The following is a 21,869-nucleotide window of genomic DNA, read 5'->3' on the forward strand; positions in this document are numbered from 1 at the left end:
ATCACAAGTACCCCGATCGTCCGAGAGAGCCGCCGCATGCGCATATCCAGCCCAGCCGTCCGCACTCTGCTCGTTTCCGGCATGCTCGGTGCGCTCGCCTTCACCACCGCCGGCTGCCAGGACGACACGGTCAAGCCGGCCAAGTCCACGGTCAGCAGCCCGGCCGCCACACCCACTCCGTCCGCCTCCCCCACGCCGTCCGCCTCGGCCTCGCCCTCCGCGTCGCCGACGCCCGGCGCGAGCGAGAGCCCGACACAGGCCGCGAAGCCGACGCCTCCCCCGGCCACCAAGAAGCCCGCGGCGCCCAAGCCCCCGCCGAAGCCGAAGATGACGGCTCCGGTGGTGCCGCCTCCGATGGACGGCGGCGGGAACAACGGCGGCGGCAGCGTCTACTACAAGAACTGCACCGCCGCCCGCGCCGCCGGAGTCACCCCGCTGCACCGCGGCGACCCGGGCTACGACTCCCACCTCGACCGGGACGGCGACGGCGTCGCCTGCGAGTGACCGGTCCGGGCGCCCGCCGGGACGTACGAGGGCCGCGACTCCCTGAGGAGTCGCGGCCCTCGTACGTCAACCGGCGCCGCTGAACGGCGCGTTGGTCAGTGCAGGGCCACCGCCGGTTCGGCCGCGGCCAGGGCCTCGGTCTCCGTCTCGGCCCGCTGCTTGCCGAAGTGGTTGAAGGCCAGGTTGAGGACGATGGCCACCACACAGCCGGTGGAGATCCCGGAGTCGAGGACGACCAGCATCTTGTCGGGGAAGGCGTGGTAGAAGTCCGGCTTGGCGATCGGTATCAGGCCGATGCCCACCGAGGCCGCCACGATCAGCGCGTTCTCGCCCCGCTCCAGGGCCGCGGTCGACAGGGTCTGGATGCCGCTCGCGGCGACCGAGCCGAACAGCACGATGCCCGCGCCGCCGAGTACCGGCAGCGGTACGAGGGAGATCACCGAGGCCGCGACCGGACAGAGTCCGAGCACGATCAGGATGAGTCCGCCGGTCGCCACGACGAACCGGCTGCGCACCTTGGTCATCGCGACGAGCCCGATGTTCTGGGCGAAGGCGCTGGCCATGAACCCGTTGAAGAGGGTGCTGAGCACGGATCCGAGGGTGTCGGCGCGCAGTCCGGCCGCGATCGTCTCCTGGTCGGCCGGGCGCTCGACGATCTTTCCGAGCGCCAGCATGTCGGCGGTGGACTCCGTCATGCAGACCAGCATCACGATGCACATCGAGACGATGGCGGCGACGTCGAACTGCGGGGCGCCGAAGTGGAACGGCGTCGGGAAACCGATGACGTCCGCGTCCTTGATGGCGTCCAGACTGGTCTTGCCCATCGGGATCGCGATGACCGAGCCGGCCACCAGACCGAGCAGGATCGCGATCTGCTGCATGAAGCCGCGCAGCAGTTTGCGCAGCACCAGCACGATGAGCAGGGTGATCCCGGCGAGCGCCAGATTGGAGAGCGAACCGTAGTCCGCGGCCTTCTCGTTGCCGCCCGACGACCAGTTGAAGGCCACGGGGAGCAGCGAGACGCCTATCAGGGTGATCACGGTGCCCGTGACGACCGGCGGGAAGAAGCGGACCAGCTTGCCGAAGTAGGGGGCGGCCAGGAAGCCGAGCAGTCCGGCGACGATGATCCCGCCGAGGATGACGGGGATGGCGTCGGTGCCGTGCTCCTTGCCGATGGCGATCATCGGGGTGACCCCGGCGAACGAAACCCCGTTCACAAAGGGCAACTTGGCGCCGATCCGCCAGATTCCGAGGGTCTGAAGGAGAGTGGCGAGACCTGCGGTGAACAGGCTCGCGGCGACCAGGAAGGCGGTCTCCTTGGTGCCGAGCCCCACAGCGGGGCCGACGATCATGGGCGGGGCCACCACACCCGCGTACATCGCGGCCACATGCTGAAGGCCACTGGTGAACATTTTCAGCGGGGGGAGCGTCTCGTCGACCGGGTGCTTCTCGCCGGTCTGGGCGGGGTTGACTGCGAAGTTGCGAAACCTGGGCTGTGCGGCCACGGCGGTTCCTCCGGTCGGTTACACGTCGGCGGTGGACGCGGGTGTCATGGAGGTGGTGCGGTGTGGTGCGTTGAGCAGCGGAAACAGGTGGTGCGGGCAGGACGAACGGCAGCCCGACGGGCGGGCGGTGCGCTGCGGTGCCGAGCGGCATGGGGTGGCGCCGAACGGTCGCGGGGTGGTGCGGACAGCGGGCGGTGCGGGACGGTGCGGCAGGCGGGTGGCGCCGAACGGTCGCGGGGGCGCTGCGGACAGCGGGGGGGTGCGGGAAGCGCGCTTTTGGTGCGGCTGGTCTTTCGCGACGGCGGTGACGCGGTCGGCGCGTTTCGCGTCAACGCGCCTGGTGCGGTTGGCAGTTGGGACGGTTCACTGTTCCGGGGGGTGCGTACGTCCTTGTAGTACGCACCCCCCGGCCCAGCTGCCGCGGACCCCGCTCGGGTCCACGGCGACCGGCCGAGGGCCGTCCCCCTCGGCCGGACTCCTTGGGGTCAGGCCTGCGCGGCGATCCGGGCGAGGCGCTGGGCCTCTTCGCGGGTCGCCACCGCGATGGCGTCCTCGTCGACCGTGGTGAGACGGTTGTTCTCGACGATCTGCTTGCCGTTCACGAACGAGGCGGTGACCGGGGCCGCCGCGCCGAAGACCAGCGCGGTGACCGGGTCGGCGATGGAGGCGTGGGCGAGGGTGTCCAGCTTCCACAGCACGAAGTCGGCGAGCTTACCGGCCTCCAGCGAACCGATCTGGTCGGCGCGGCCGAGCACCTGGGCGCCGCCGTAGGTGCCCAGGCGCAGGGCCTGCCGGGCGTTGAGGGCGGCCTCGCGGTGCTGGGCGTTGAGGCGGTTGATGAGCAGGGCGTTGCGCAGCTCGGTGTGCAACTCGCCCGACTCGTTGGAGGCGGTGCCGTCGACACCGAGGCCGACCGGGACGCCCGCCTTCAGCATGTCCGGGACGCGGGCGATGCCCGCGGCGAGGCGCGCGTTGGAGGACGGGCAGTGGGCGACGCCGGTGCCGGTGCGGGCGAAGGCGGCGATGTCGGAGTCGTTCATGTGGACGCAGTGCGCCATCCACACGTCGTTGCCGAGCCAGCCGGTCGACTCGAAGTAGTCGGTGGGGCCCATGCCGAACAGCTCCTTGCAGAACTGCTCCTCCTCGACGGTCTCCGAGCCGTGGGTGTGCAGCCGTACGCCCTTGGCGCGGGCCAACTCGGCGCCCTGCTTCATGAGTTCGGTGGAGACCGAGAACGGCGAGCAGGGTGCGACGGCGACCTGGGTCATCGAGTCGAAGGTGGCGTCGTGGAAGCGGTCCACGGTCTCGGCGGTCGAGGAGAGCGCGCCGTCGAGGGTCTCGACGGCGAAGTCCGGCGGCAGCCCGCCGTCCTTGACGCTGCGGTCCATCGAGCCGCGGGCCAGCGTGAAGCGCACGCCCATCTCGGAGGCGGCGCCGATGATCGCGCCGGACAGGTCACCGGAGTTGCGCGGGTACACGTAGTGGTGGTCCATCGCGGTGGTGACGCCGCCGCGGGCCATCATCGCGAGCGAGCCCTGGGCGGCGACGCGCCCCATCTGCTCGTCGATGCGCGCCCACGTCGGGTACAGGGCGACCAGCCAGTTGAAGAGGTTGTGATCGGTGGCCAGGCCACGCGTGATCCACTGGTAGAAGTGGTGGTGCGTGTTGATCAGGCCGGGAGTGACCAGGTGGCCGGTGCCGTCGATACGGCGGACCACGTTCGTAAGACCCTTCGGGGCCTGGCCGGCTCCGATCGACTCGATCTTGTTGTCGGCGACGACCAGGTAGCCGGAGGCGTACTCGGTGTCGTTCGCGTCCACGGTGGCGATCGCACAGTTCTCGATGACGATGCGCTGGGGGGCTGCCGAAGGTGCCATGGTGCTTCCTTCTTCGATCAGTGGCGGCTGTTTGGGCACGGCAGGACCCTACGAGGATTTGAGTACCGGGGCGGTGACGCTGCTCCGGGTGCCGAGATGGTGGAAGAAAAGGTTGAGCAGAACCGCGGTGAGCGCTCCCGCGCTGATGCCGGACCCGAGCACGGTCTGTGCCCAGGCGGGGAAGCCGGCGTAGAAGGTGGGCGCGGCGAGCGGGATGATGCCCGCTCCGAGCGCCACGGCCACCAGGATGATGTTGGAGCTGTCGTCGAGCCCGGCCTCGGAGAGCGTGCGGATGCCGCTCACCGCGATCGAGCCGAACAGGACGATTCCGGCGCCGCCGAGGACGGGCATCGGGACCAGCGAGACGACCGCGCCGAGCACCGGGAAGGCGCCGAGGACGAGCAGGGCGCCGCCCGCGACGGCGACAACGTACCTGCTGCGTACGCGAGTCAGGGAGACGACGCCCACGTTCTGCGCGAAGGCGCTGGTGGGGAAACCGCCGAAGACGGGCCCGAGCAGGGTGGCGATGCCGTCGGTGCGCAGTCCCCGGGCGATGGTGCGCCCGTCGGTGCGGCGCTCGCAGATCTCGCCGATGGCCAGCATGCCGGCGCTCGACTCGGTCATCAGGACCAGCATCACGATGCACAGCGACAGGACGGCGGCCGGGTGGAACTCGGGCGCGCCGAAGGAGAAGGGTGTCGGCAGGGCGGCGACGGGCGCGGACTCCATCGCGGAGAAGTCGGCCATGCCGAACGGGATCGCCGCGAGCGTGCCGGTCAACAGGCCCAGCAGCAGGGCGACTTGACGCAGGAAACCGCGGCCGAAGCGCTGGAAGAGCAGGATCACGACGAGCGTGAAGGCGGCGAGCGCGAGGTTCTTCATGGCCCCGAAGTCGGCGGCGCTCTTGTCGCCGCCCTGGGCCCAGGACACGGGTACGGGCATCAGCGTGACGCCGATGAGCGTGATCACGACACCGGTCACCAGCGGCGGGAAGAAGCGCAGCAGCCGTCCGAAGAAGGGGCCGACCAGGAGGCAGAAGACTCCGGCGACCATCACCGCGCCGTAGATGGCGGGGAGTTGGTGGCCCGGGGCGCTGGTCTCGGCGATCGCGAGCATGGGCGCGATGCCGGCCGAGGAGGCGGCGTTGACGAACGGGAGCCGGTTTCCGGCGAGGTTCGCGACGCCCAGGGTCTGCAGGACGGTGGCGAGCCCGGCGATGAGCAGACTGGCCGCGATCAGCCGGGTCTGTCCCGCGGTGTCCAGGCCGACGGCCTGGCCGATGATGAGCGGAGGGGTGACGACGCCCGCGTACATGGCGGCGATGTGCTGGAGCGCGGCGGGGACGAGCCGCGAGGCGGGAAGCTTTTCGTCCACCGGGTGCACGGCACCTTCGGGTGGGGTGGGACATGGGCCGTCGGTGGGTGCCGGCCCCAATGCGGGCTGTGCCATGGGAGTGCCTCCGGTCTGACCCGGCCCCCGCCCGACTGCGGGCGGGCGGGGGCGGGCTCAGTGCCGCGTCAGAGGTTGGTCATGTCGACCGGGATCTGCGGCTCGGCCCCGTCACGCAGGACGGTGCCTTCGATCAGACCGTACGGACGGTCGGCCGCGAAGTAGACCTCGTTGTCGTTCTTGAGCCCGAACGGCTCGAGGTCCACCAGGAAGTGGTGGCTGTTCGGCAGCGAGAAGCGAACCTCGTCGATCTCGGACCGGCTGTTGATGATGCGCGAACCCATCTGGTACAGGGTCTGCTGGAGCGAGAGGGAGTACGTCTCGGCGAAGGCCTGGAGCATGTGCTTGCGCACCTGCTCGTAGGACTTCTCCCAGTTCGGCGCCTTCTGCTCGTCGTCGGTCCAGTTGAACCGCCAGCGGGCGGAGACACTCGTCGCCAGGATGCGGTCGTAGGCCTCCTGGAGCGTCGTGTACTTGTCCTTGACGTAGCCCCAGAACTCGGAGTTCGTCGAGTTCATCACCGTCAGGTCCTTGAGGCCGGAGATGACCTCCCACTTCTCACCGTCGTAGGTGATCTGGGTGACCCGGGTCTCCTGGCCCTTGCGGGCGAAGGAGTGCTTGACGTCGTCGGAGCCGATGAACTTCGAGTTGGCCTCGGAGGTCTCGATGCGCTCCCAGGCGTACTCCTCGATCCGGATCCGCGCGATCTTGATCGGCTCCTGCGAGGTCACGAAGTGGCGCGCGAGGTGGATGCCGAACTGCTCGGCGGACTCGATGCCGTACTCCTTGGCGAACGCGAACACCGTGTTCTTGGTGGTGTCGGTCGGGAGCACGTTGGCGTTGGAGCCGGAGTAGTGCACGTCCTCCATGTCGCCGGAGAGGGCGACCGAGACGTTCAGGTCCTTGATGTGGTGCGTGTCGCCGTCCCGCGTGATCTTGACGACGCGGTTCTCTGCTTTGCCGTACTGGTTCTGGCCGAGAATCGTGGGCATGTCTGCTAGCTCCCTCGGTAAACGGAGTAGCCGAACGGGTTGAGCAGCAGCGGTACGTGATAGTGCTCGCCCGGGTTGACGGCGAAAGTGATCGCCACCTCCGGGAAGAACGCACCGCTGTCCCTTACGCGGGGGGCGTCCTGCTGCGCCTCGGCTTGCTTCTTGGAGAAGTACGTCTCGACCTCGAAGTCGAGTCGTACGTGGGTGGTGCCTTCCGGCAGGGCCGGCAGGTCCTTGCAACGCCCGTCCGCGTCGGTCGCGGAACCGCCGAGCGCGGTCCACTCGGCGCCGGAGCCCGAGCGGGCCGCGAGCGAGATGGCGACGCCCTCGGCGGGGCGCCCGATGCTGGTGTCCAGGATGTGCGTGGACACCGAGGCGGTGGTGGCGGTGCTCATCAGTCCTTGTCCTCTTCTACGAGCCGGGTCAGCCGGATTCGGTTGATCTTCCCGAGTTCGGTGCGCACGATCTCGCGCTCCTCCTCGGAGGTGTTGCCGATCCGGGTCTTCACCGCGTCGCGCATCTGCTCACCGGTGGCACCGGTCGCGCAGATCAGGAAGACATGTCCGAACTTCTCCTGGTAGGCCAGGTTCAGTTCGAGCAGCTCGGCCTTGAGGGACTCGGAGGCCCCGGCCATGCCGCGCTGTTCACGTGCGGAGGTGGGGTCGCCGGGCTTCGGCCGGCCGATCGGCGGGTGCCCGGCCATCGCCTCTTGAAGGTCCTTCACGTCCAGCTCGGCCAGAGCGGCGTCACTGGCGGCGAAAAGGTCCTCTGCGGTGGCGTACGGGCGCTGGGCGAGCAGCTTGCTCCCCCACGCCGAACTGGCGCACACCTCGTGGAGCGCGGCGAGTGCCGCACTGTCCGGGGAGGTGTTGAACCGGGCGAGGCCCGGCGTCGAAGTCGAAGTCACGGCGGCCTCCGTGGCCTTGGTGCTGAACGGGCTGCGGATAGCTAACGCCCTGAGAAACATCCCGTCAACACTTTGTTGAAAACTTGGGGTGACAAAAACCGCCGCCCGGTGTCCGGACGGCGGTTCGTTGCGTGGAGGGGTGCCGGATCGGGCACGGAGCGTGTCGCTCACTCGCCTTTGGCGGTGTTTTCCCTGTTCAGGTAGTTGCCAGACACCCCCTGGAGCCTCCCCGCCAAGCAGGCATTCGAGCTGCTGAGCGGCGCTGCGAACAGGGCGGAGCAATCGGCCATCTGGGACATGTGGATCGCCGAGAATCCACATCTAATCCACATCACGATTTGGATCACCGGGACGAAGCCACGCGGTGGGCTCCCTCGAACGAGTGATGCCACCACGGAAAGATTCCCCCTGCACCCAATCCGGCCTATGGTCATCCACACCCGGGGAGGGAGCGCCACACGTGGTGCCCTCTCGATGCAACCCCACGCCTGGACCGGTGGGGAAAGGTGGCGGGGCGTTCGTCCCGCCGGTGGAGCCCGACTCCACTGGAGGCGCCCCCTGCCGTTCAAATCGGCAGGGGGCGCCCTCATGACGTTAGACCGCCCCAGCCCCCGCAAGGGCTAGGGCGGAGCGCCTTGACCGAAGCCTGGCGCTTCACGGGGGCGCGAGCGGATGCAACTACACCCGCTCCCCCGCGTTCGAGGGCCGGCAGAGCCGGGCGCGGATATCAAGATCACAAAAAGTATGCCCCCGCATGCTGACATATGATCTTGCTCCGGCAAGCGTTTGTCGAGTGCACCTCGACCCGCAACCCGCCTGGATCATCGAGAGACGCAGAGCCATCGGGAAGCTGGTCCAGCTCCACCGCGAACATGCGAATCTGTCTCAGGAACAGCTCGGCCTATCGGCCGAGGTGACCCGTCTCACCGTCCAGCGCATCGAATCCGGCGCCACCGACGCCCGAGTTAGTTGGCTGCTCCGCATTGCCAAGACGCTCGACATCCCGGTAGACCGCTTCTTCAGGGACTGACCCAAGACTTCCCGCCCGCCGCCAACGCTCCACCGCAGAGCGGCGGGCGGGATCCTTGGTTGACGCACGAGATCCCTCGTTGCGCCAAGCTTCCGGTCATCGCTGGGGGACGGCGACCCGCCGGACGTTCAGGAGCCACGGCCCTGAGCGCCCTTACATCGGACACCTACCCTGCCTCGCATATGCCAGTAGCGGAAGGGTGCACGCATATATCTACACAACCGATGTGTGCACTCGGCGCGCGCGGGGTGTGATCTAGTGACTGGTCGTCAATCCCTGGCCTGAGCTGGGGCCTTGTCGTCGTGGTCCGCTCCCGTCCACCTGTCCTGGGTGAACCAGTTGAAGTGCTGACCCTTGTGGCGGGGCTTCTCCAGGCAGCGCACACCGCGCTGCGGGTGCGGGGCCCAGCAGTGGCCGGGCATGGGGTCCGCATAGCTCACGCCCACGGGAACGCCACCACCCGGTTAGAGTCGTCGGTCACCCGGTAGAGCGGCGCGACACCATGGTCCGCGGCGCAATCCTCGTGCGCGAAGACCGGGACAGCCGGCCGTCCCGGGGTGAGCGCGGACATCCGGATGCAGACGTCCGCCCCTGCCTTCGGGCAGTAATAGCACGCGCGCGTATTCGGGGTTGTGTCGCTCATGTCCCGTCCCTGGGGTCGCTGTTGATCAGGTACGAGATCCAGGGTGACGGGCCGACAAAGCTCCAACGCTCACAGTTTCGTGAGCGTTGCCAGGTCGCGGCGTGAGCGTCAGAGCCCGATCCAGGCGGCCATGTGGCCGAGGCTGTCGGGAGTTCGGCGGGACAGGTGCACCAGTCCCTTGATCGTCTCGCGGGCGCCGGGGTGGTAGCGGGTCTGCTCCGGGGCTGCATGCCGAGCTTCGACGATGGAGGCGAGCGCAGCCTCGGTTCGTCCGGTCTCCATTTCCGAGCGGGCCTGGTCGATGAGGAAGTGTGAGCGGCGGGAGGTCGCCAGCGTGGGCGGCAGCTTCGGCTTGATCTTCTTGGCTTGTGCGAGAGCGTCGTCGTACTGCCGCATTTCGACGGCGGCAGACATGCGGTGCAAGGCGACATTGGTCGGGCCGAAGCTAAGCCAGTGCACGTCGGAGGCATCCCCGATACGGCGTGCGTGGCCGGCTGCTTCGGCGAGATGGGTCTCGACGGCGTGACTGTCGTCCGCACGGGCGGCGATAACCGAAGCCCCTAGGTGCAGTTGCCCGCTGACAGCGATGCTTTCGCGGGTGACGTCGACGGCGCCTAGGATGCTGTGGCCGGAGCTGATCAGGCGCAGCCCGATGCCGTAGTCGCCCTCTCGGAAGTAGACCAGGGCCCGCATGTATTGGCGCAGGCTGTCCAAGCAGGGGTCAGAGGCGCGCTGCGCGGCCCATCCGAGCCGATCCAGGGCTACGGAGCTTAGGTCGTAGTATCCGAGCTTGACGGTGACGTCGTGGGCAGTGCGGTATGTCGAAGCCAGTGCCTGCCACAGTTCGGTCGACGGGGTCCGCCAGGCCGCGGTCGTCAACTCGGCGATCAGGCCGGGAAGCTGGGTCGCAGCCTTTCGCAGGTGTGTGGCACGGACGTCAGCGCACAACTGGTCGGCTGCGGCCAGCAGTCTGGCCGGAGGGCCCGTATCGAGAGCGTCGTCGGCGCCAAGGTCGTACAGGTCGAGGGCTTCACGGATGGGCCGGACCAGCGCGGCTAGGCGGTCTTGCTGGAGTTCGGTCACGTAAGGCTGTCCTGTCAGCACGGTGACGTCGATCCGTAGGGCGTGCGCGACAGCCGCCATCAGGTCGACGGTGGCCGGTTTGGCCCCGCATTCGACCTGGTTGAGGAGGCTGTATGAGTAGGGGATCCTGTCGGCCAGCTGCCTCTGGGTGAGGCGGGCCAGTTTCCGCTGCTCTTTGATGCGGGCGCCGGTGTGGTCGTCGTCCAGTCTCGGCATAATGGCTCCAGTTCCGAACTCGTCATTTGGAACGGTACTCGCGCCCGCCGCGCGGGCGCCTGCTCCGCCCCCGATTCCCTACGGTTCGGGGGCGGTTGCATGTGATCCACTGGGTGTATGACTCCTCGGACCGTGTATCTGTTCTGTTCGGCGGCCCCGCCTGTCTTCGAGGTCGCAAGGGTGATCGAGTCGATGCAGGAGCGGGGCTGGGACGTATGTCTCGGTCTGACGCCGACCGCGGCGTCATGGCTGGAGGAGTCGCTGTCCGGGCTGGCCACGCTGACGGGACACCCGGTGCGCTCGCAGTACAAGCGCCCCGGCGAGCCGGACGTGTGGCCGCCCGCTGACGTGATCCTGTTCGCTCCCGCCTCGTTCAACACGATCAACGCGTGGGCGCTGGGACTGACTTCGAACTTTGTGGTTGGCGTGGTCGCGGAGGGCATCGGCAAGAAGATCCCCATGCTGGTCATGCCGTGCGTGAACGCGGCCTATGTGCAGCATCCGCAGTTCGATCAGTCGGTGGCGGTCCTGCGCTCAGCCGGGGTGACGGTCCTGTATGGGGAGGGCGGCTTCGTACCGAATCAGCCAGGTGAGCGCCGGCCCGATGGCTATCCGTGGCAGATCGCTCTCGATGCGACCGAGGCGGTTGTCAGTGCCCGGCAGTAGCCTTGATCCATGCCTCCTACACCTGCCAGCTCTGGCTCCGCGCGCCCTGCGTCGGTGATCAATGAGGAGATCCGGGCGCTCGTCGAGGACGGTGGGGCCGGGTCGGATGCGTACCTGGAGCTGCTGGTGGAGTGGGCGGCTGCTCAGCGGTCGGAGGGCCTGCGCAGCGACGTGACGGAGGCGGCTTAAGATCTCGCCTCGTGGCTGAGACTGATTCCCCCGAGACCCCTGAGCAGGCGCGCGAGAAGGCGCGGCAGGCTGACTATGCGCGGCTGGTGGAGCTGAAACGATCCGCCGAGGCTTCCCGCGCCGAGGTGCAGGCATCCCCTTACGTGCAGGGCGCGTGGGATCCGTGGCGGAAGCTCGCCGAGGAGTACCAGTCGGCGCTGACCGCGCACGTCAAGGAGTACGGCGGCAACAGGTACGACGTGGAGAAGGGGATCTGGGCGGCTCTCCATGAGGCCGAGGCGGCCTGAGCTACGGCCGCCATTCCTCGCGGTAGTCCGGGTGATCGGCGTAAGGCAGGGCGAGGAGGCGGAGCGTTGGGCAGGGCAGTTCGTGCTTGTCGTGCCCGCAGAAGTCGGGGTGCTGGCCGGGTTCAGCGACGTGCAGGTCAAGGATCTGCCGCTTCGCCTCGATGTCGGCGAGGACGCGGGCCGGGTTGTGGCGGGCGATGTGCTCGGCGCTGTCGGTGTAGCTGACGACCTCGTCGGTGGGGTGGGTGGCGTACACGCTCCCGCCGTCGGCATGCCAGGGGCCGGGTGTCGCAGTCCCGGCCGCTTCGGCGTCCTCGTCGAGCCGGTCGCGCAGGAACTGCACGAGGTCGTCCATGGTCTTCTCCTACAGCGCGGACTGGAATGCGGACGCGGACGGCACGTTCTCGGCAGCGGTGGTGACGCGGTCGAGCGCGGCCGGGATGCGTCCGGCGTGCTGGGCTGCGGCCCGTGCGGCGAGCGGGATCCGGCGGGACTGCGGGGCGGCGGCGGAACGCGCGGCGGCCGAGACGAGAGCGGTGGTCATGGCTCATTGTGCACCGGCAGCGCCCCGCCGCGAGCGCTGTCTCGCGACGGGGCTACCGGCAGCAATCCCCGGCTGTGTAGTAGCCGTTGATGGGGTCCACGGTACCGGCAGGCACTGACAACGGCGGCGGGTCAGTCGTCGTATCCGGGCTCGATCTCGCCGTCGTCGCAGCAGTCGGCCAACTCGCCGTCGACCTCGTCCCCACAGCCGTTGCACCACCAGTAGACGGGGGTGCGGTCGTCGACTGCGGACTCGTTCGCGCTGTCGTTCATGGTCCCTCCTCGGGATGTGGAGCAGCAGGATACGGGCGGGCGCCCCGCGTGAGCGGGGTACGGTACGGGCGGTGCCCCGGCTGCTTTCCTCAGCCGGGGCACCGCTGCGTTCGTGTCACTCGTTGCCGTCCGGCGGTTCGGTGGCGCACTCCTCGCAGCCGTCCTTGGGCTGCTCCTGGTCGCGGTGGTCCGCGCACATCTCATGCACGCTGATCAGGTCGGCCCAGTAACCGTCGTCGACGGCGCGCTCCTTGGCGGCTTCGGCCTCGGCTTCGGCCAGGGTGTCGGCCACGTAGATGCAGCCCTCGTCGTTGAACACGCCGTACTCGGTCATCGACTGCTCCATGGATTCCGTGGCGGGGCTGGTCTGTGCGGTGGTGTTGAACACGACGAACGGCTTGTTGCTCCCGGGGCAGGGGGGCGCTGTCATGTCCTGGACCTTGTTCGGCCGGCCCCACTTGTCGTCGTTCGTGGCGGGGCGGTGCTTGCGCATGGTGCCGTCCTTGTTCACGGGGCCGTACCACATGCAGTAGTTGCAGCACTCGCGGCGGATGCTTCCCATGATCAACAGCCCTGGCCCTTGAAGTACGCCAGCGGGTTGACGCCGTCGCCGTCGCCGGCGTCGTCCACGTCCATCAGCCACTGGTCGAAGAGATCGTCGCCGAGGCGCTTGTTCAGCTCGTTCATGAGCCAGCCGCGCACGAGGGCGGACTCCTGAGTGACGGGCCTACCCTCGGTGGCCATCCAGGCAAGGCACAGGGCTTCGTCGGTGAGCTTGGCGGACATCGCCGCGACCTGGGTCTCTGCCTGCTCACGCATCTTGGTGTTCATTTCCGTCTCCCTTACTCGCCGCTCCTTATGCCCTTTAGCTTGGCCTAGCGGCTTGGCATTGTCAAGCGGTTCGGCCTAGCGCCTTGGCCAAGCAGGTGGCAGGATGGCGCCATGGACACCGCGAAACTCGAACTCGCGGCTCGCCGCTACCGCGAAGCCGTTGCTGCACTGAACGCCGCCCGCGACGACCTTCAGGCGGAGACCGTGGCAGCGCTACGACAGGACCCCAAGCGCGGCGACCAGGCCGAGGCCGCACGCATCACCGGCTGGACTCGCGAACAGGTCAGGCTGCTGATGAAGGCTGCCGAGCCGAAGCAGCCCGAAGCGCCGTAGACTCGAACACGTGTCCGAATCGTCGCGCCTCGATCAGCTTCACTTCCTGCGCCGCTACCTCCTCCAGGAGCTGGCCAGGGTCGACAGCTGGATCGCGCGCGAGGAAGAACGGGCAGCCGACACGGCACGGCGGACACCCCCGCCCCCACCGGACTGGATGATCTCCACCATGAGTAGCGGCCACGGAGCCATACCCCAGGGCATCCACACCGGCACCTGCGGCATGGCCCCCGGCAACAGGCGGCCCATCACTCGGGAGCAGGCCCTCGCCGCGCTCGGCCAAGGCGTGCCAGCGTGCGAGTTCTGTCGGCCCGACACCGGGCTCGGGTGGCTGGAGTAGGCCCTGCTTCTTCGCCCACGAGGAAGCAGGGCCTACGTACAGCCGTGTACCCGCCGGGTTGGGCGGGACGCCGCCTATGCGCTGCGCGACTTGCGGCTCGCGGCCTTCTTCGCGGGCGCTTTCGTCGTGGCCTTCCTGGCGGCGGTCTTCTTCGCCGTGGCCTTCTTCGCGGTCCGCTTTTTCGGCAGGTCGTGCACCGTGGCATCCTCGGCACTCTCCCCGCGGCCGGCTTTCGCCGCCTCGACAGAGGCGTTCAGTGCAGCCATGAGGTCGACGACCTTCCCCGCGGGCTCGTGTTGCTCGCCCCCTCCGGCCAGGGCCGGCGTGCGGTCCTCGGCCTTTGCGTGGACGAGTTCCTCAAGGGCTTCGGTGTAGTGGTCGACCGCGGCATCCTCGGGGATGGCGTCCATGCTCATCGTCTCCATGAGCGCCAGCGCTCCCTCGATCTCCTCACTGCTCAGCTCGACACTGGCCGGGGCGAGCTTGCTGGGGTCGCGTACCTCATCGTCCCATTTGAGGCCGTGCATCATGATCGCGCCGTCCTTGATGCGGAGCAGGCCCAGGCGCTCACGGTCGCGGAGCGCGTACTTGGCCACAGCCACCTTCCGGTTCCGCTCAAGGGCGCGCACCAGGAGGGTGTACGCCTTGACTGCCACCTGGTCGGCGAGCACCAGCCAGTAATTTCCGGTCCCGAGGCGCACGGGGTCGATGCTGTCGGCCGGCACGAACGACATGATCTCGATCGCGCGCGCGGTGGGCAGGGGCATCGCGTCCAGTTCGGCGTCCGTGACGGGCACGATCGTGTCCTTGTCCACCTCGTAGGCCTTGCCGATTTCGTCCTGGGACAGTTCTTTGCCGTCGATCGAGCACTGCTTTTGGTAGCGCACGCGGCCGCCGTCTTCCAGGTGGATCTGGCGGAACGATAGGGAGTGGGTCTCCGTCGCAGGAACGATCTTCACGGGGACGTTGACCAGGCCGAATGAGATTGCGCCGGACCAGATGGGTCGCATTGTTGGGACCTCCCCAGACCCCCCTGGTCGGACGTCCAGCCTACGTTCGGCGTGGCCGCTCGGCATGCGCTGCCCGGCCGCCCGGATGACGCTGGGCCCATGGACCCGACGATCATCGTGCACCGGCCCAGACCAGCAGGCGGTCGGCACGTCACCGTCCTCGGCCAGGACGTCGGCGTGGCCTACTCCGACCGCGACCTCATCGAATTCCTCCGCCAGTCCGGCCTCGACGAAACCGACGCCGAAGCCATGGTCGACGGGGACAGCCCCGAGATCGAATGGGTCGCGGCGCCAGCGCACGAGTACGGCGGGGCAGCTTGAACCCTCCCGCGGGGAGGTCGGGAGGGGTCGGCCCGCGCCCAGTCGCAGCACCAGGCGCGGGCCACAAGCCGGACGTCCTTTACATCTGCCAGCCGTCCGGCCTGGCGCTCACTGTGGCACGCGATTCAGCCACGCAACAGAGGTACGGCTGAAACTCATTGGGTCGGAGTGGCCCGTGACAACCGCAGCGTGCTCGGTCTACCGTTACCGGGCGGCCTGCCTCGTTCGCAGCGACCCCCTCGGGGGCGTGGGGAGTAACCCCTCGGCAGGCCGCACCTGCGTCTACAGCCCGACTCTGAAAGGTTCGACGCCCTCTGGGAGCGGCCGGGTGCCAACCAACTCGCCGATGCGCGGAAGATCAAGCAGTAGGCAGATCTCCTTGTCGTCATAGGCCCACCGCGCAACCGCCCCCTCCACCATCAGATGTGCGGCTGTACGGCTGGGCAGCGTGTAACCGACCTCTAGCGGCACAGACCACGGGCGGACCTCGAAGGGAGCGTGCACGGAACCGTAGAGGCCTTGCTGGTGAAGCACGCGAACGCCGAGTGCCCGCCAGAAGTTCACGGGCTCGCTCCACGAGAGCGTGCCATCGCTGTCCGCGCCGTTCTGCGTCATGCCCAGTTCGGCTCGGAACGGATCTGTGACAGCTTTCAGCTTCGCCGCATTTCCCTGCCGGTCTGCGTCCGGGCCGGGCTCGGCTCCTACTGGGATGCGTCGACGGATGATGTGCCCATAGGCCAAGCCCTCAAGGACGCGCATGAGGGCCGCTACCTGGTGGGGCGGCCAGTAAGCCGGCTCGCGTTGTGTCTGCCCCACCAAGGCGATGAGCTGCCGACTGTACGAACCGTCGTGCAGAGTTGCGGTCATGCGGGCGAGCATTGTGGCGCCGTCCGGTTCGCCTTGCAGCTCTTCAAGTAGTAGGCGAGCGGCGTCCTCGTGGATGGTCATTTCTCTCCCAGCCCGAACCGGGCGGTAATGCCGCTGAACAGAGCTTCGGCCGCGTCGACATGGGCGGCGTTGCGCTGCCCCTTGTTGCGTCGCTTCCAGTAGCCGACGGTGGTGGCTGGGTTGTCGTGGTCGGCGAAGGCTTGGACTTCGGCGAGGTCGACGTGGTCGTCGAGCATGTGCGTGATCCGGCTGGCCCGCAGGACGTGCGGGGTGAGTTTCCGGCAGGCCTTGCAGCGGGCGAAGGCGTGCGCCGGCTGGTCGGCGGCCGAGCAGACGAGGACGCGCGCCTTGCGGCCCAGGCGCGTGAGGAGCCGGGCGATGTCGTGGCGGTCAAGGCGCTCACCGGCGGAGTCGAGGAGGAGGGCTTTCTCCGTGCGGCCGGCAGTGTGGGCGTCGAGGAGTTCGGCGACGGTGGTGGGCAGCGGGAGAATACGCTCCTTGCTCTCTTTTCGGGTGACGTCGAGGTAGGAGCGTCGCCCTCGTTCGATCCGGTCGGTGACGTCAGCGGCGCACATCTCGCTGACCCGTCCGGCAAGGGTGTAGAGGAGCAGAACGATGAGCGCGTCGAACTCGTTTTCCGCCGCGTTGACTACGGCCTGCACTTCGTCGACTTCAAGGACCGGCGTGCTGCGGGAGGTGTTGCCCTTGTCGACCTTGGGGCGGTCGTCTTGGGTGACGGGGTTTTTGGGGAGGTCGATCTTCTCTGCGGCGTAGGTGTGCAGCGAGGAGAGCGTGTTGAGGTAGCGGCTGATTGTGGTGGGCGGTGCCCCGCGGCCTTCCATGCGGAGTCGCCAGGCGCGAATGTGGTCGGCCGTGAAGCAGCCGAGGGCGAACCGGTCGTGGCCCAACTCCTGGGCGTAGGCGCCCCAGACGCGGCGGATGTCGTCGACGTAGTTGCGCTTCGTTTGGAGGCTGCCCCGCCGGGTGGAGGACAGCCAGTCCATGACCATCACGAACGTCTCTGAGGTGACGGCCTCGGCGAGGAGTTCGGCTCGGAGCCGGTAGATGCGCGCCTTCCCCTTGCGGTCGACCTGGACTTGGCCAAGGTCGTCGACGAGCTTGCGGCGGACTTCCTCGAACAGGTCCGAGCCGGGCAGGGCGATCGACCGGTCGCCGGCCGTGGAAAGGAGCTCGGTCACTGCCCTACCCCGCAGACCCGGAGGGCTTCTTGTCGGGCGCGCACGTAGGCCTCGGCTACGGCTTCCTCTGAACAACCTCGCACCCAGGCTTCGGTGAGTCCGTCAGGGCCGGGGCGTCGCTCGACTCGCCACTCGGCATCCTTGGTGGTGTACGAGTCAGTCTGGAACTCCCAGACCGGAGCTGCGGACTGGAATTCGTGGCTGATGCTGCCGTCTGGGCTGTAGGCCATGAGTGCTTGGTGGACGATCCGGCGGTCCGGCATGCGGGACCATACGGCCTTCCGGCCTCCGGGGCCCTGCCTGTCCCACTTGTCCGCGGGCCATTCTTCGACGCGAGTCGCCTTGCGGTCGGCGACGTGATCGAGGCCTTCGGCACGGAGACTCGCGACGGCTGCCAGCTCTTCGGGGTGGTCGGCGTCCCACTGGGCGGCCACCGCTTCGGCGAGCTCCTTCGTCGCGAAGGGCTGCTCGTGAACCATCAGGACGGCTACGTAGACAGGTCCCTCATTCATCGTCAGATCGTAGCGCATAAGGGAACGTTATGCGCTACACGGCCCCTTGTGTAGCGTTCGCGATGCATGTAGCGTTCGCGCCATGAAGAACTGGTTCGCTCAATTTGGCAGCGCCCACACCAACAAGGTCGTCACCGCCTACGACATCCGCCCCGACGTAGCCGAGGCGTTCATCGCCGGAGTGCAAGGAAACATCGCCGAGCGGAGCCCGCGCCACGGCGTCGACTTCCCTGAACTGATCGCCACCATTGCTCAGGCGTCCCGCGTCATCCAGGGCCTGGAGGAACTGCGAGAGCACGCAATGGCGGCAGCCGACAGGACAAGCCCGCACGCCGACCGCAAGGCCATCGCCATCGCCGCCGGGATGCCGCCCTCGCGGCTCTACCGCGTCCTGGAGAAGCACGGGCAGCCCCGCAACCGCAAGACCGACACTGCGTCGCGCGCGACGCCCACCACCTGACCAGCAGGAGGAATCATGATCAGCGCACGCGTCTACGGATACCTCGACGACGGCACGCAGAAGATCGGCGGCGCCATCACCGCCACCGGCGGCCGATACGACGACATCAAGGCCGTTCAGTGGGACGACGGGGTCACGTCCCACGTCGCCGAACACAACCGCGGCATCGCATGGGACTACGCCGACGAGGACTAACCGCACCGACCAGTAGAGGCAGCACAGCGAAGCGGCCCCGCCCTCCGAAGAGGACGGGGCCGTCTGCAAGTTGTGCGCGGGCCCCGAGAGACCTTGCCCGCGAACGGGTCGGCGTGCGCGCCCTGCCGTACCTCCAGCGTGGCAGGTATGCAGAGCTTTCATCTACAGCCAGGGCCACTTGGCGTCGCGGCCGGCTTCGAGGAGCGGGATCATCCGGAAGGCCTGGTCGGTGAGGCCGCCGAACGCGTGGCGCTGACCTCGCCCCGAGGGGGCGTGTCCGGCTTCGTATCCGGCGAGGTTCCATGTGTACATTGGTGTCGTCTGCGGGATGGACTGATCAACGTTGACGCCGTCGTATCCGGCCTGTTCATCGGTGACGATGATGACCCGGTCGTGACCGCGGTACTCCTGGCGCAGGGCGGCGGCCGTGTCGGTGCCGCCACCGAGGAACCATCCCCCGTCACGCCACTTCTTCACGTCACCGAGGACGGAGGCACCTGCCGTGAGCGGGAACGCCTTCGTCTTCGCACCCGGCGCATCGTTCACGTAGTACCGGGCGGAAGAGAAAGAGACAACGTCGGCACTGGCGCAGCGACGGCCGAGGGCCATACCGAAGAGTGCTGCTGCGTCCCAGCGCATGAGGGAACCGTCGCGCGAGAACGACGCGTGCATCGAGCTGGACGTGTCGACGAGGACCAGGCTCCGGCCCGGCAGTGCCGGAATGTTGGCGAGCGACGCGGTGAGCGCCTTCTCCAGTGCGTGCCCCCAGCGCAGCGATGGCGCTGCGTTGTAGGCGGAGTAGAAGCGCATCGGGAGCTGGCGGGACTTGGCGACCTGGCTGGGATCGGCCAGCCGCTTCGCGACCTGCTCGGCCACCTCGTCGGAAACGCCAGCCTCGTCGAAGTTCCGGAGGTTCCTGAGCAGCGCCATGTAGCCCATGGACGGGATGACCGCCTCCCAGGCTTCCTTGTCCATCGGCCTCTGGAGCCAGCCGGCGAGCATCTCCCATGTGAACGCCGCCGCTGCGAGACGCTCGGACGCGTCGGGCTGGCGGAGGAACACGTGCCGCTCATCCGGCCGCAGGTTGCGGATCACGAAGTTCGCGATGAGGGTCTCCAGCGACTTGGGGATGTCTCCGCTTCCGGCGCTGCGGCGCCGTCCGAGTGCGTAGTCGAACAGGTCGCCCTGCCAGGCCTTGTCGGGTGCGGGGCTGGCGTGGACGAGATTGAGGACGTCGCCGAACCGGTAGCCCTTCGTCGCGGTGTCGTACTTGAGGAGGGCGCGCTCGGTGTAGAGGCGCTGTACGGCGTCGGCGATGCCCCGCTTGACGGGCTTGGGGAGAGCGCGGCCGTACTTCGACGTCCAGTAGCCGAGCATCTCGCCCGGTTCGTCGGGGCGCTGAAGGGCGGAGTCGATGACCCGCCGGGAGTAGCCAGGGGCTTCGTGAAGAAGACGTTCGGCGGTGAACTCGGCCGCGCCGACCAGGGCGGCGGTGCGCATGTTCGCGTCGCCACGGAGCCACTTGAGAAGCCCTGCGGTCCATTCGGGATCTTCGACGGCGAGCTTGCGAATTAGCTGGGTGTAGCGGTCGTCGCGCTGCCCGGCCTTCTCGTAGAAGGTGTCGGTGCCGACGAAGTTGGAGACGGCGAGCATGAACAGATCGGACTTGGCGTCTCGCAGGTGGCCGGCCCCGCCCTCGTGCGTGATGGTGCGCTCGGCGGCTGTGGTGATGGGTGATCTGACGGCAGGGCGGACGCTACGGGTGTTGAAACGTGACATGAAAAATCCCCTCACATGGAGGGGAAGCACAGCGTGGGGCGCCCGAGATCAGAGTCGGCGACGGACCTGCGGGGTTCGAACCCGCGCGCCCCGAGGGCGCTTCAACCATAGAAGTAACCGTTGCCTGCGCACCGGGCGCCCCGATGCTCGTGCCTCCCGAGATCAAAGTCGGGACCGGGTCTTTGCGTTGGAAGGAAGGAACCGGGCCCTGCGCACCGGGAGGTGCATGAAGTTGTATGTCCAGAGATCAAGGTCGGAGCAAGTGACAATGCGCTCTACCATCTGAGCTACGCCAACCCGAAGTCGACGACGGGACTCGAACCCGCGACCTCACCATTAGCAGTGGAAGTAACTCGCACCTGCGCACCTGGACTTCCGTCACTGTAACCCCAAAATCGGCATCCGTCATGCAAGTTCAGCCCCTGCATGCACGACGAAAGCCCCCTCCCGAAGGAGGGGGCGCTGCTACTCCGGCTCGGCCTCGGGCTGCCGGTCAGGCGTTGAGTCTCCGGTACATCGAGGACATCGCTAGCGCCCCCACCCCGAACAGACTTCGGCGAGCAGCGGGCGACGGGGGCGGCTGGTTCACCGCGGTGCACTTGTAGCGGGGCGCGTTCGGGTCGAAGCCGTCGGCTGGCACGCACTGGTACTCGACGCCTTGGGGGTCGGTGTACGTCCAGCCCGCGGGGGGTTTACCGTCCGTGCCGTCCTTGCCTGCGGCACCGTCCGTTCCGTCTTTCCCCGGCGCGCCGGCGGGTCCGGTCGGCCCGGGGGAACCTTGCGGACCGACAGATCCAGGCTGTCCGGCCGTGCCGGGGGCGCCAGTTGCCGAGGTGCCAGGGGTGCCGGTCTGCCCTGTTTTCCCGGCCGGCCCGACCGGACCTGTGGGTCCAACGGGGCCGGGTTCACCTTCGGGCCCGCGCGGGCCGGTCAGCGACTGGCCCGGTTCGCCGCGGCTGCCGGGCGGGCCGGCGACGGGCGTATGGCCGAGCTCCTGCACCTGCCGGGCGAGCATGTCACGGGCATCGTTGGAGGTCTGTAGAGAGGACTGGAGTTGGTAGATGCTGACGACGATCGCTGCGAGGGCGATCCCGAGGATGATCGCGCCGAGGATGACCCAGGAGTCGCCGCGTCGCCAGCGCTGCTCCTCGGTGCGTATCGTCGACCGCGTCACGATCCCGCCCCTCGCGTCAGCAGCAGGATCACCGGCAAGAGGATCCCGACGAGTGGCACGATGACCGCGCCGATCAGCCAACGGCGGGTCGCGACGAGCTTCTCGGCGTCCTTTTCCCGCAGCGTCTCTAGCGTGGAGACCCGCGAGGCCAGCGCTTCGTGCCGCAGGTCGTAGACCCGCTGATCCACCTTTTCATCCATGCGACGGCCCAGTTGCTGGATGTCGTCGCGGACGTCCACGAGCCGGTCCTCGAAGCGGCGCGCAAGTTCACCGAGGGTCGGCTCGTCTGGCACGTGCTACTCCGATCAGATGGCCGTCGGGCGGTTAAGCGCCGGGGCCAGGACCGGTGCGGTGACCTGGGTGCGGGTGTACGCGGCAACGGCCGCCGAGACGAACGCGAAAACCACGGCCTGGTTGTCGGGCGACCAGTGCAGGCCGAAGCCCACGGCGGCGGCGATGGCGGCCTGGGTGAAGCCGAGGAACGCGGCGCCGACGCCGTCGTGCACCTGGAACGCGATGATCAGTGCCACAGCGGCGGCGGCGACAGTGTTCACGAGGGCCTGCTGGTTGACGCTGGTGTGCAGCCAGAACGCGCTGACGAGCTTCACGGCCGCGGCGACGAGACCGAGGACAAGTGCAGGTTCCCTACCGAAGATCTTCATG

The 21,869-nt window shown here is 68.0% G+C and carries 32 protein-coding genes; 10 read left to right on the forward strand and 22 right to left on the reverse strand.

Annotation, left to right across the window (positions count from 1 at the left end; all coding sequences use genetic code 11):
* Window positions 1-36 precede the first annotated feature (36 nt).
* Window positions 37-504 (forward strand): excalibur calcium-binding domain-containing protein, encoded by a 468-nt coding sequence (locus tag N4G70_RS28570; RefSeq protein WP_261715628.1) that lies wholly within the window; start codon window positions 37-39, stop codon window positions 502-504.
* A gap of 95 nt (window positions 505-599) precedes the next feature.
* On the opposite strand, the gene N4G70_RS28575 is transcribed toward N4G70_RS28570, so the two are convergent.
* From N4G70_RS28575 to uraD, 6 genes are all read right to left on the reverse strand, one after another.
* A complete protein-coding gene (locus N4G70_RS28575; protein WP_261715629.1) occupies window positions 600-2,009 on the reverse strand; it encodes a nucleobase:cation symporter-2 family protein in 1,410 nt (469 codons plus the stop codon).
* A 485-nt stretch (window positions 2,010-2,494) separates the two neighbouring features.
* The gene (locus tag N4G70_RS28580; protein WP_261715630.1) at window positions 2,495-3,886 is read right to left on the reverse strand and encodes an 8-oxoguanine deaminase; all 1,392 of its coding nucleotides are present in this window, start codon (window positions 3,884-3,886) and stop codon (window positions 2,495-2,497) included.
* A gap of 48 nt (window positions 3,887-3,934) precedes the next feature.
* Window positions 3,935-5,335: a nucleobase:cation symporter-2 family protein gene (locus N4G70_RS28585; RefSeq protein ID WP_261715631.1), complete on the reverse strand. Its 1,401-nt coding sequence runs from the start codon at window positions 5,333-5,335 to the stop codon at window positions 3,935-3,937.
* A 68-nt stretch (window positions 5,336-5,403) separates the two neighbouring features.
* The gene (gene pucL / locus N4G70_RS28590; RefSeq protein ID WP_261715632.1) at window positions 5,404-6,327 is read right to left on the reverse strand and encodes a factor-independent urate hydroxylase; all 924 of its coding nucleotides are present in this window, start codon (window positions 6,325-6,327) and stop codon (window positions 5,404-5,406) included.
* Between the two features lie 5 nt (window positions 6,328-6,332).
* The gene (gene uraH, locus N4G70_RS28595) at window positions 6,333-6,722 is read right to left on the reverse strand and encodes a hydroxyisourate hydrolase (RefSeq protein ID WP_261715633.1); all 390 of its coding nucleotides are present in this window, start codon (window positions 6,720-6,722) and stop codon (window positions 6,333-6,335) included.
* The gene (gene uraD, locus N4G70_RS28600; protein WP_261715634.1) at window positions 6,722-7,234 is read right to left on the reverse strand and encodes a 2-oxo-4-hydroxy-4-carboxy-5-ureidoimidazoline decarboxylase; all 513 of its coding nucleotides are present in this window, start codon (window positions 7,232-7,234) and stop codon (window positions 6,722-6,724) included. The genes uraH and uraD overlap by 1 nt, the downstream gene beginning before the upstream one ends.
* A gap of 754 nt (window positions 7,235-7,988) precedes the next feature.
* Here uraD and N4G70_RS28605 point away from each other — a divergent pair.
* Window positions 7,989-8,264, forward strand: coding sequence for a helix-turn-helix transcriptional regulator (locus N4G70_RS28605; RefSeq protein ID WP_261715635.1), 276 nt, complete (start codon window positions 7,989-7,991; stop codon window positions 8,262-8,264).
* 269 nt (window positions 8,265-8,533) lie between these two features.
* On the opposite strand, the gene N4G70_RS28610 is transcribed toward N4G70_RS28605, so the two are convergent.
* From N4G70_RS28610 to N4G70_RS28620, 3 genes are all read right to left on the reverse strand, one after another.
* Window positions 8,534-8,710: a hypothetical protein gene (locus tag N4G70_RS28610; RefSeq protein ID WP_261715636.1), complete on the reverse strand. Its 177-nt coding sequence runs from the start codon at window positions 8,708-8,710 to the stop codon at window positions 8,534-8,536.
* Complete coding sequence (locus N4G70_RS28615; RefSeq protein ID WP_261715637.1) at window positions 8,701-8,907, reverse strand: hypothetical protein; 207 nt, start codon at window positions 8,905-8,907, stop codon at window positions 8,701-8,703. Before N4G70_RS28615 ends, N4G70_RS28610 begins: the two co-directional genes overlap by 10 nt.
* Before the next feature lie 108 nt (window positions 8,908-9,015).
* Window positions 9,016-10,206, reverse strand: a complete 1,191-nt coding sequence (locus N4G70_RS28620) for a helix-turn-helix domain-containing protein (protein ID WP_261715638.1) — start codon at window positions 10,204-10,206, stop codon at window positions 9,016-9,018.
* A 117-nt stretch (window positions 10,207-10,323) separates the two neighbouring features.
* Between N4G70_RS28620 and N4G70_RS28625 the strand changes: the two genes are divergently transcribed.
* The 3 genes from N4G70_RS28625 to N4G70_RS28635 are packed head-to-tail and all read left to right on the forward strand — an operon-like array spanning window position 10,324 to window position 11,348.
* On the forward strand, window positions 10,324-10,872 hold the full coding sequence (locus N4G70_RS28625; protein ID WP_261715639.1) for a flavoprotein: 549 nt from the start codon (window positions 10,324-10,326) through the stop codon (window positions 10,870-10,872).
* A gap of 9 nt (window positions 10,873-10,881) precedes the next feature.
* The gene (locus tag N4G70_RS28630) at window positions 10,882-11,061 is read left to right on the forward strand and encodes a hypothetical protein (protein ID WP_261715640.1); all 180 of its coding nucleotides are present in this window, start codon (window positions 10,882-10,884) and stop codon (window positions 11,059-11,061) included.
* 11 nt (window positions 11,062-11,072) lie between these two features.
* A complete protein-coding gene (locus N4G70_RS28635; RefSeq protein WP_261715641.1) occupies window positions 11,073-11,348 on the forward strand; it encodes a hypothetical protein in 276 nt (91 codons plus the stop codon).
* A gap of 1 nt (window position 11,349) precedes the next feature.
* Here the strand turns inward: N4G70_RS28635 and N4G70_RS28640 are convergent, their stop codons facing one another.
* From N4G70_RS28640 to N4G70_RS28660, 5 genes are all read right to left on the reverse strand, one after another.
* Complete coding sequence (locus N4G70_RS28640; RefSeq protein WP_261715642.1) at window positions 11,350-11,703, reverse strand: DUF6221 family protein; 354 nt, start codon at window positions 11,701-11,703, stop codon at window positions 11,350-11,352.
* 9 nt (window positions 11,704-11,712) lie between these two features.
* Window positions 11,713-11,892 carry a hypothetical protein gene (locus N4G70_RS28645; RefSeq protein ID WP_261715643.1) on the reverse strand — a complete coding sequence of 60 codons (180 nt, stop codon included), beginning with the start codon at window positions 11,890-11,892 and terminating at the stop codon, window positions 11,713-11,715.
* 131 nt (window positions 11,893-12,023) lie between these two features.
* A complete protein-coding gene (locus N4G70_RS28650; protein ID WP_261715644.1) occupies window positions 12,024-12,164 on the reverse strand; it encodes a hypothetical protein in 141 nt (46 codons plus the stop codon).
* 115 nt (window positions 12,165-12,279) lie between these two features.
* Window positions 12,280-12,726: a hypothetical protein gene (locus N4G70_RS28655; protein WP_261715645.1), complete on the reverse strand. Its 447-nt coding sequence runs from the start codon at window positions 12,724-12,726 to the stop codon at window positions 12,280-12,282.
* Between the two features lie 2 nt (window positions 12,727-12,728).
* Entirely contained in the window at window positions 12,729-12,995 is a 267-nt protein-coding gene (locus N4G70_RS28660; RefSeq protein ID WP_261715646.1) for a hypothetical protein, read from the reverse strand.
* 111 nt (window positions 12,996-13,106) lie between these two features.
* Between N4G70_RS28660 and N4G70_RS28665 the strand changes: the two genes are divergently transcribed.
* Window positions 13,107-13,328, forward strand: a complete 222-nt coding sequence (locus N4G70_RS28665) for a hypothetical protein (protein ID WP_261715647.1) — start codon at window positions 13,107-13,109, stop codon at window positions 13,326-13,328.
* A 10-nt stretch (window positions 13,329-13,338) separates the two neighbouring features.
* Entirely contained in the window at window positions 13,339-13,668 is a 330-nt protein-coding gene (locus N4G70_RS28670) for a DUF6233 domain-containing protein (protein WP_261715648.1), read from the forward strand.
* A gap of 74 nt (window positions 13,669-13,742) precedes the next feature.
* On the opposite strand, the gene N4G70_RS28675 is transcribed toward N4G70_RS28670, so the two are convergent.
* Window positions 13,743-14,678 carry a Ku protein gene (locus N4G70_RS28675; RefSeq protein ID WP_261715649.1) on the reverse strand — a complete coding sequence of 312 codons (936 nt, stop codon included), beginning with the start codon at window positions 14,676-14,678 and terminating at the stop codon, window positions 13,743-13,745.
* Window positions 14,679-14,777: 99 nt separating this feature from the next.
* Between N4G70_RS28675 and N4G70_RS28680 the strand changes: the two genes are divergently transcribed.
* Entirely contained in the window at window positions 14,778-14,999 is a 222-nt protein-coding gene (locus N4G70_RS28680) for a hypothetical protein (protein WP_261715650.1), read from the forward strand.
* A 282-nt stretch (window positions 15,000-15,281) separates the two neighbouring features.
* On the opposite strand, the gene N4G70_RS28685 is transcribed toward N4G70_RS28680, so the two are convergent.
* The 3 genes from N4G70_RS28685 to N4G70_RS28695 are packed head-to-tail and all read right to left on the reverse strand — an operon-like array spanning window position 15,282 to window position 17,598.
* The gene (locus N4G70_RS28685) at window positions 15,282-15,947 is read right to left on the reverse strand and encodes a hypothetical protein (protein WP_261715651.1); all 666 of its coding nucleotides are present in this window, start codon (window positions 15,945-15,947) and stop codon (window positions 15,282-15,284) included.
* The gene (locus tag N4G70_RS28690; protein WP_261715652.1) at window positions 15,944-17,086 is read right to left on the reverse strand and encodes a tyrosine-type recombinase/integrase; all 1,143 of its coding nucleotides are present in this window, start codon (window positions 17,084-17,086) and stop codon (window positions 15,944-15,946) included. Before N4G70_RS28690 ends, N4G70_RS28685 begins: the two co-directional genes overlap by 4 nt.
* Entirely contained in the window at window positions 17,083-17,598 is a 516-nt protein-coding gene (locus tag N4G70_RS28695) for a hypothetical protein (RefSeq protein WP_261715653.1), read from the reverse strand. Before N4G70_RS28695 ends, N4G70_RS28690 begins: the two co-directional genes overlap by 4 nt.
* A gap of 82 nt (window positions 17,599-17,680) precedes the next feature.
* Here N4G70_RS28695 and N4G70_RS28700 point away from each other — a divergent pair, with 82 nt between their 5' ends.
* Window positions 17,681-18,058 (forward strand): hypothetical protein, encoded by a 378-nt coding sequence (locus tag N4G70_RS28700; protein WP_261715654.1) that lies wholly within the window; start codon window positions 17,681-17,683, stop codon window positions 18,056-18,058.
* 15 nt (window positions 18,059-18,073) lie between these two features.
* Complete coding sequence (locus N4G70_RS28705; protein WP_261715655.1) at window positions 18,074-18,253, forward strand: hypothetical protein; 180 nt, start codon at window positions 18,074-18,076, stop codon at window positions 18,251-18,253.
* A gap of 162 nt (window positions 18,254-18,415) precedes the next feature.
* Here N4G70_RS28705 and N4G70_RS28710 read toward each other — a convergent pair whose 3' ends face one another.
* The 4 genes from N4G70_RS28710 to N4G70_RS28725 form a co-directional block, all read right to left on the reverse strand.
* A complete protein-coding gene (locus N4G70_RS28710; RefSeq protein ID WP_261715656.1) occupies window positions 18,416-20,032 on the reverse strand; it encodes a TROVE domain-containing protein in 1,617 nt (538 codons plus the stop codon).
* A gap of 493 nt (window positions 20,033-20,525) precedes the next feature.
* Complete coding sequence (locus tag N4G70_RS28715; RefSeq protein WP_261715657.1) at window positions 20,526-21,206, reverse strand: hypothetical protein; 681 nt, start codon at window positions 21,204-21,206, stop codon at window positions 20,526-20,528.
* The gene (locus tag N4G70_RS28720; RefSeq protein ID WP_261715658.1) at window positions 21,203-21,499 is read right to left on the reverse strand and encodes a hypothetical protein; all 297 of its coding nucleotides are present in this window, start codon (window positions 21,497-21,499) and stop codon (window positions 21,203-21,205) included. The genes N4G70_RS28715 and N4G70_RS28720 overlap by 4 nt, the downstream gene beginning before the upstream one ends.
* A 12-nt stretch (window positions 21,500-21,511) precedes the next feature.
* On the reverse strand, window positions 21,512-21,868 hold the full coding sequence (locus N4G70_RS28725; RefSeq protein WP_261715659.1) for a hypothetical protein: 357 nt from the start codon (window positions 21,866-21,868) through the stop codon (window positions 21,512-21,514).
* Between the last annotated feature and the right edge of the window lies 1 nt (window position 21,869).

It is taken from the genome of Streptomyces sp. ASQP_92 (genome assembly GCF_025399895.1).
Taxonomy (GTDB): domain Bacteria; phylum Actinomycetota; class Actinomycetes; order Streptomycetales; family Streptomycetaceae; genus Streptomyces.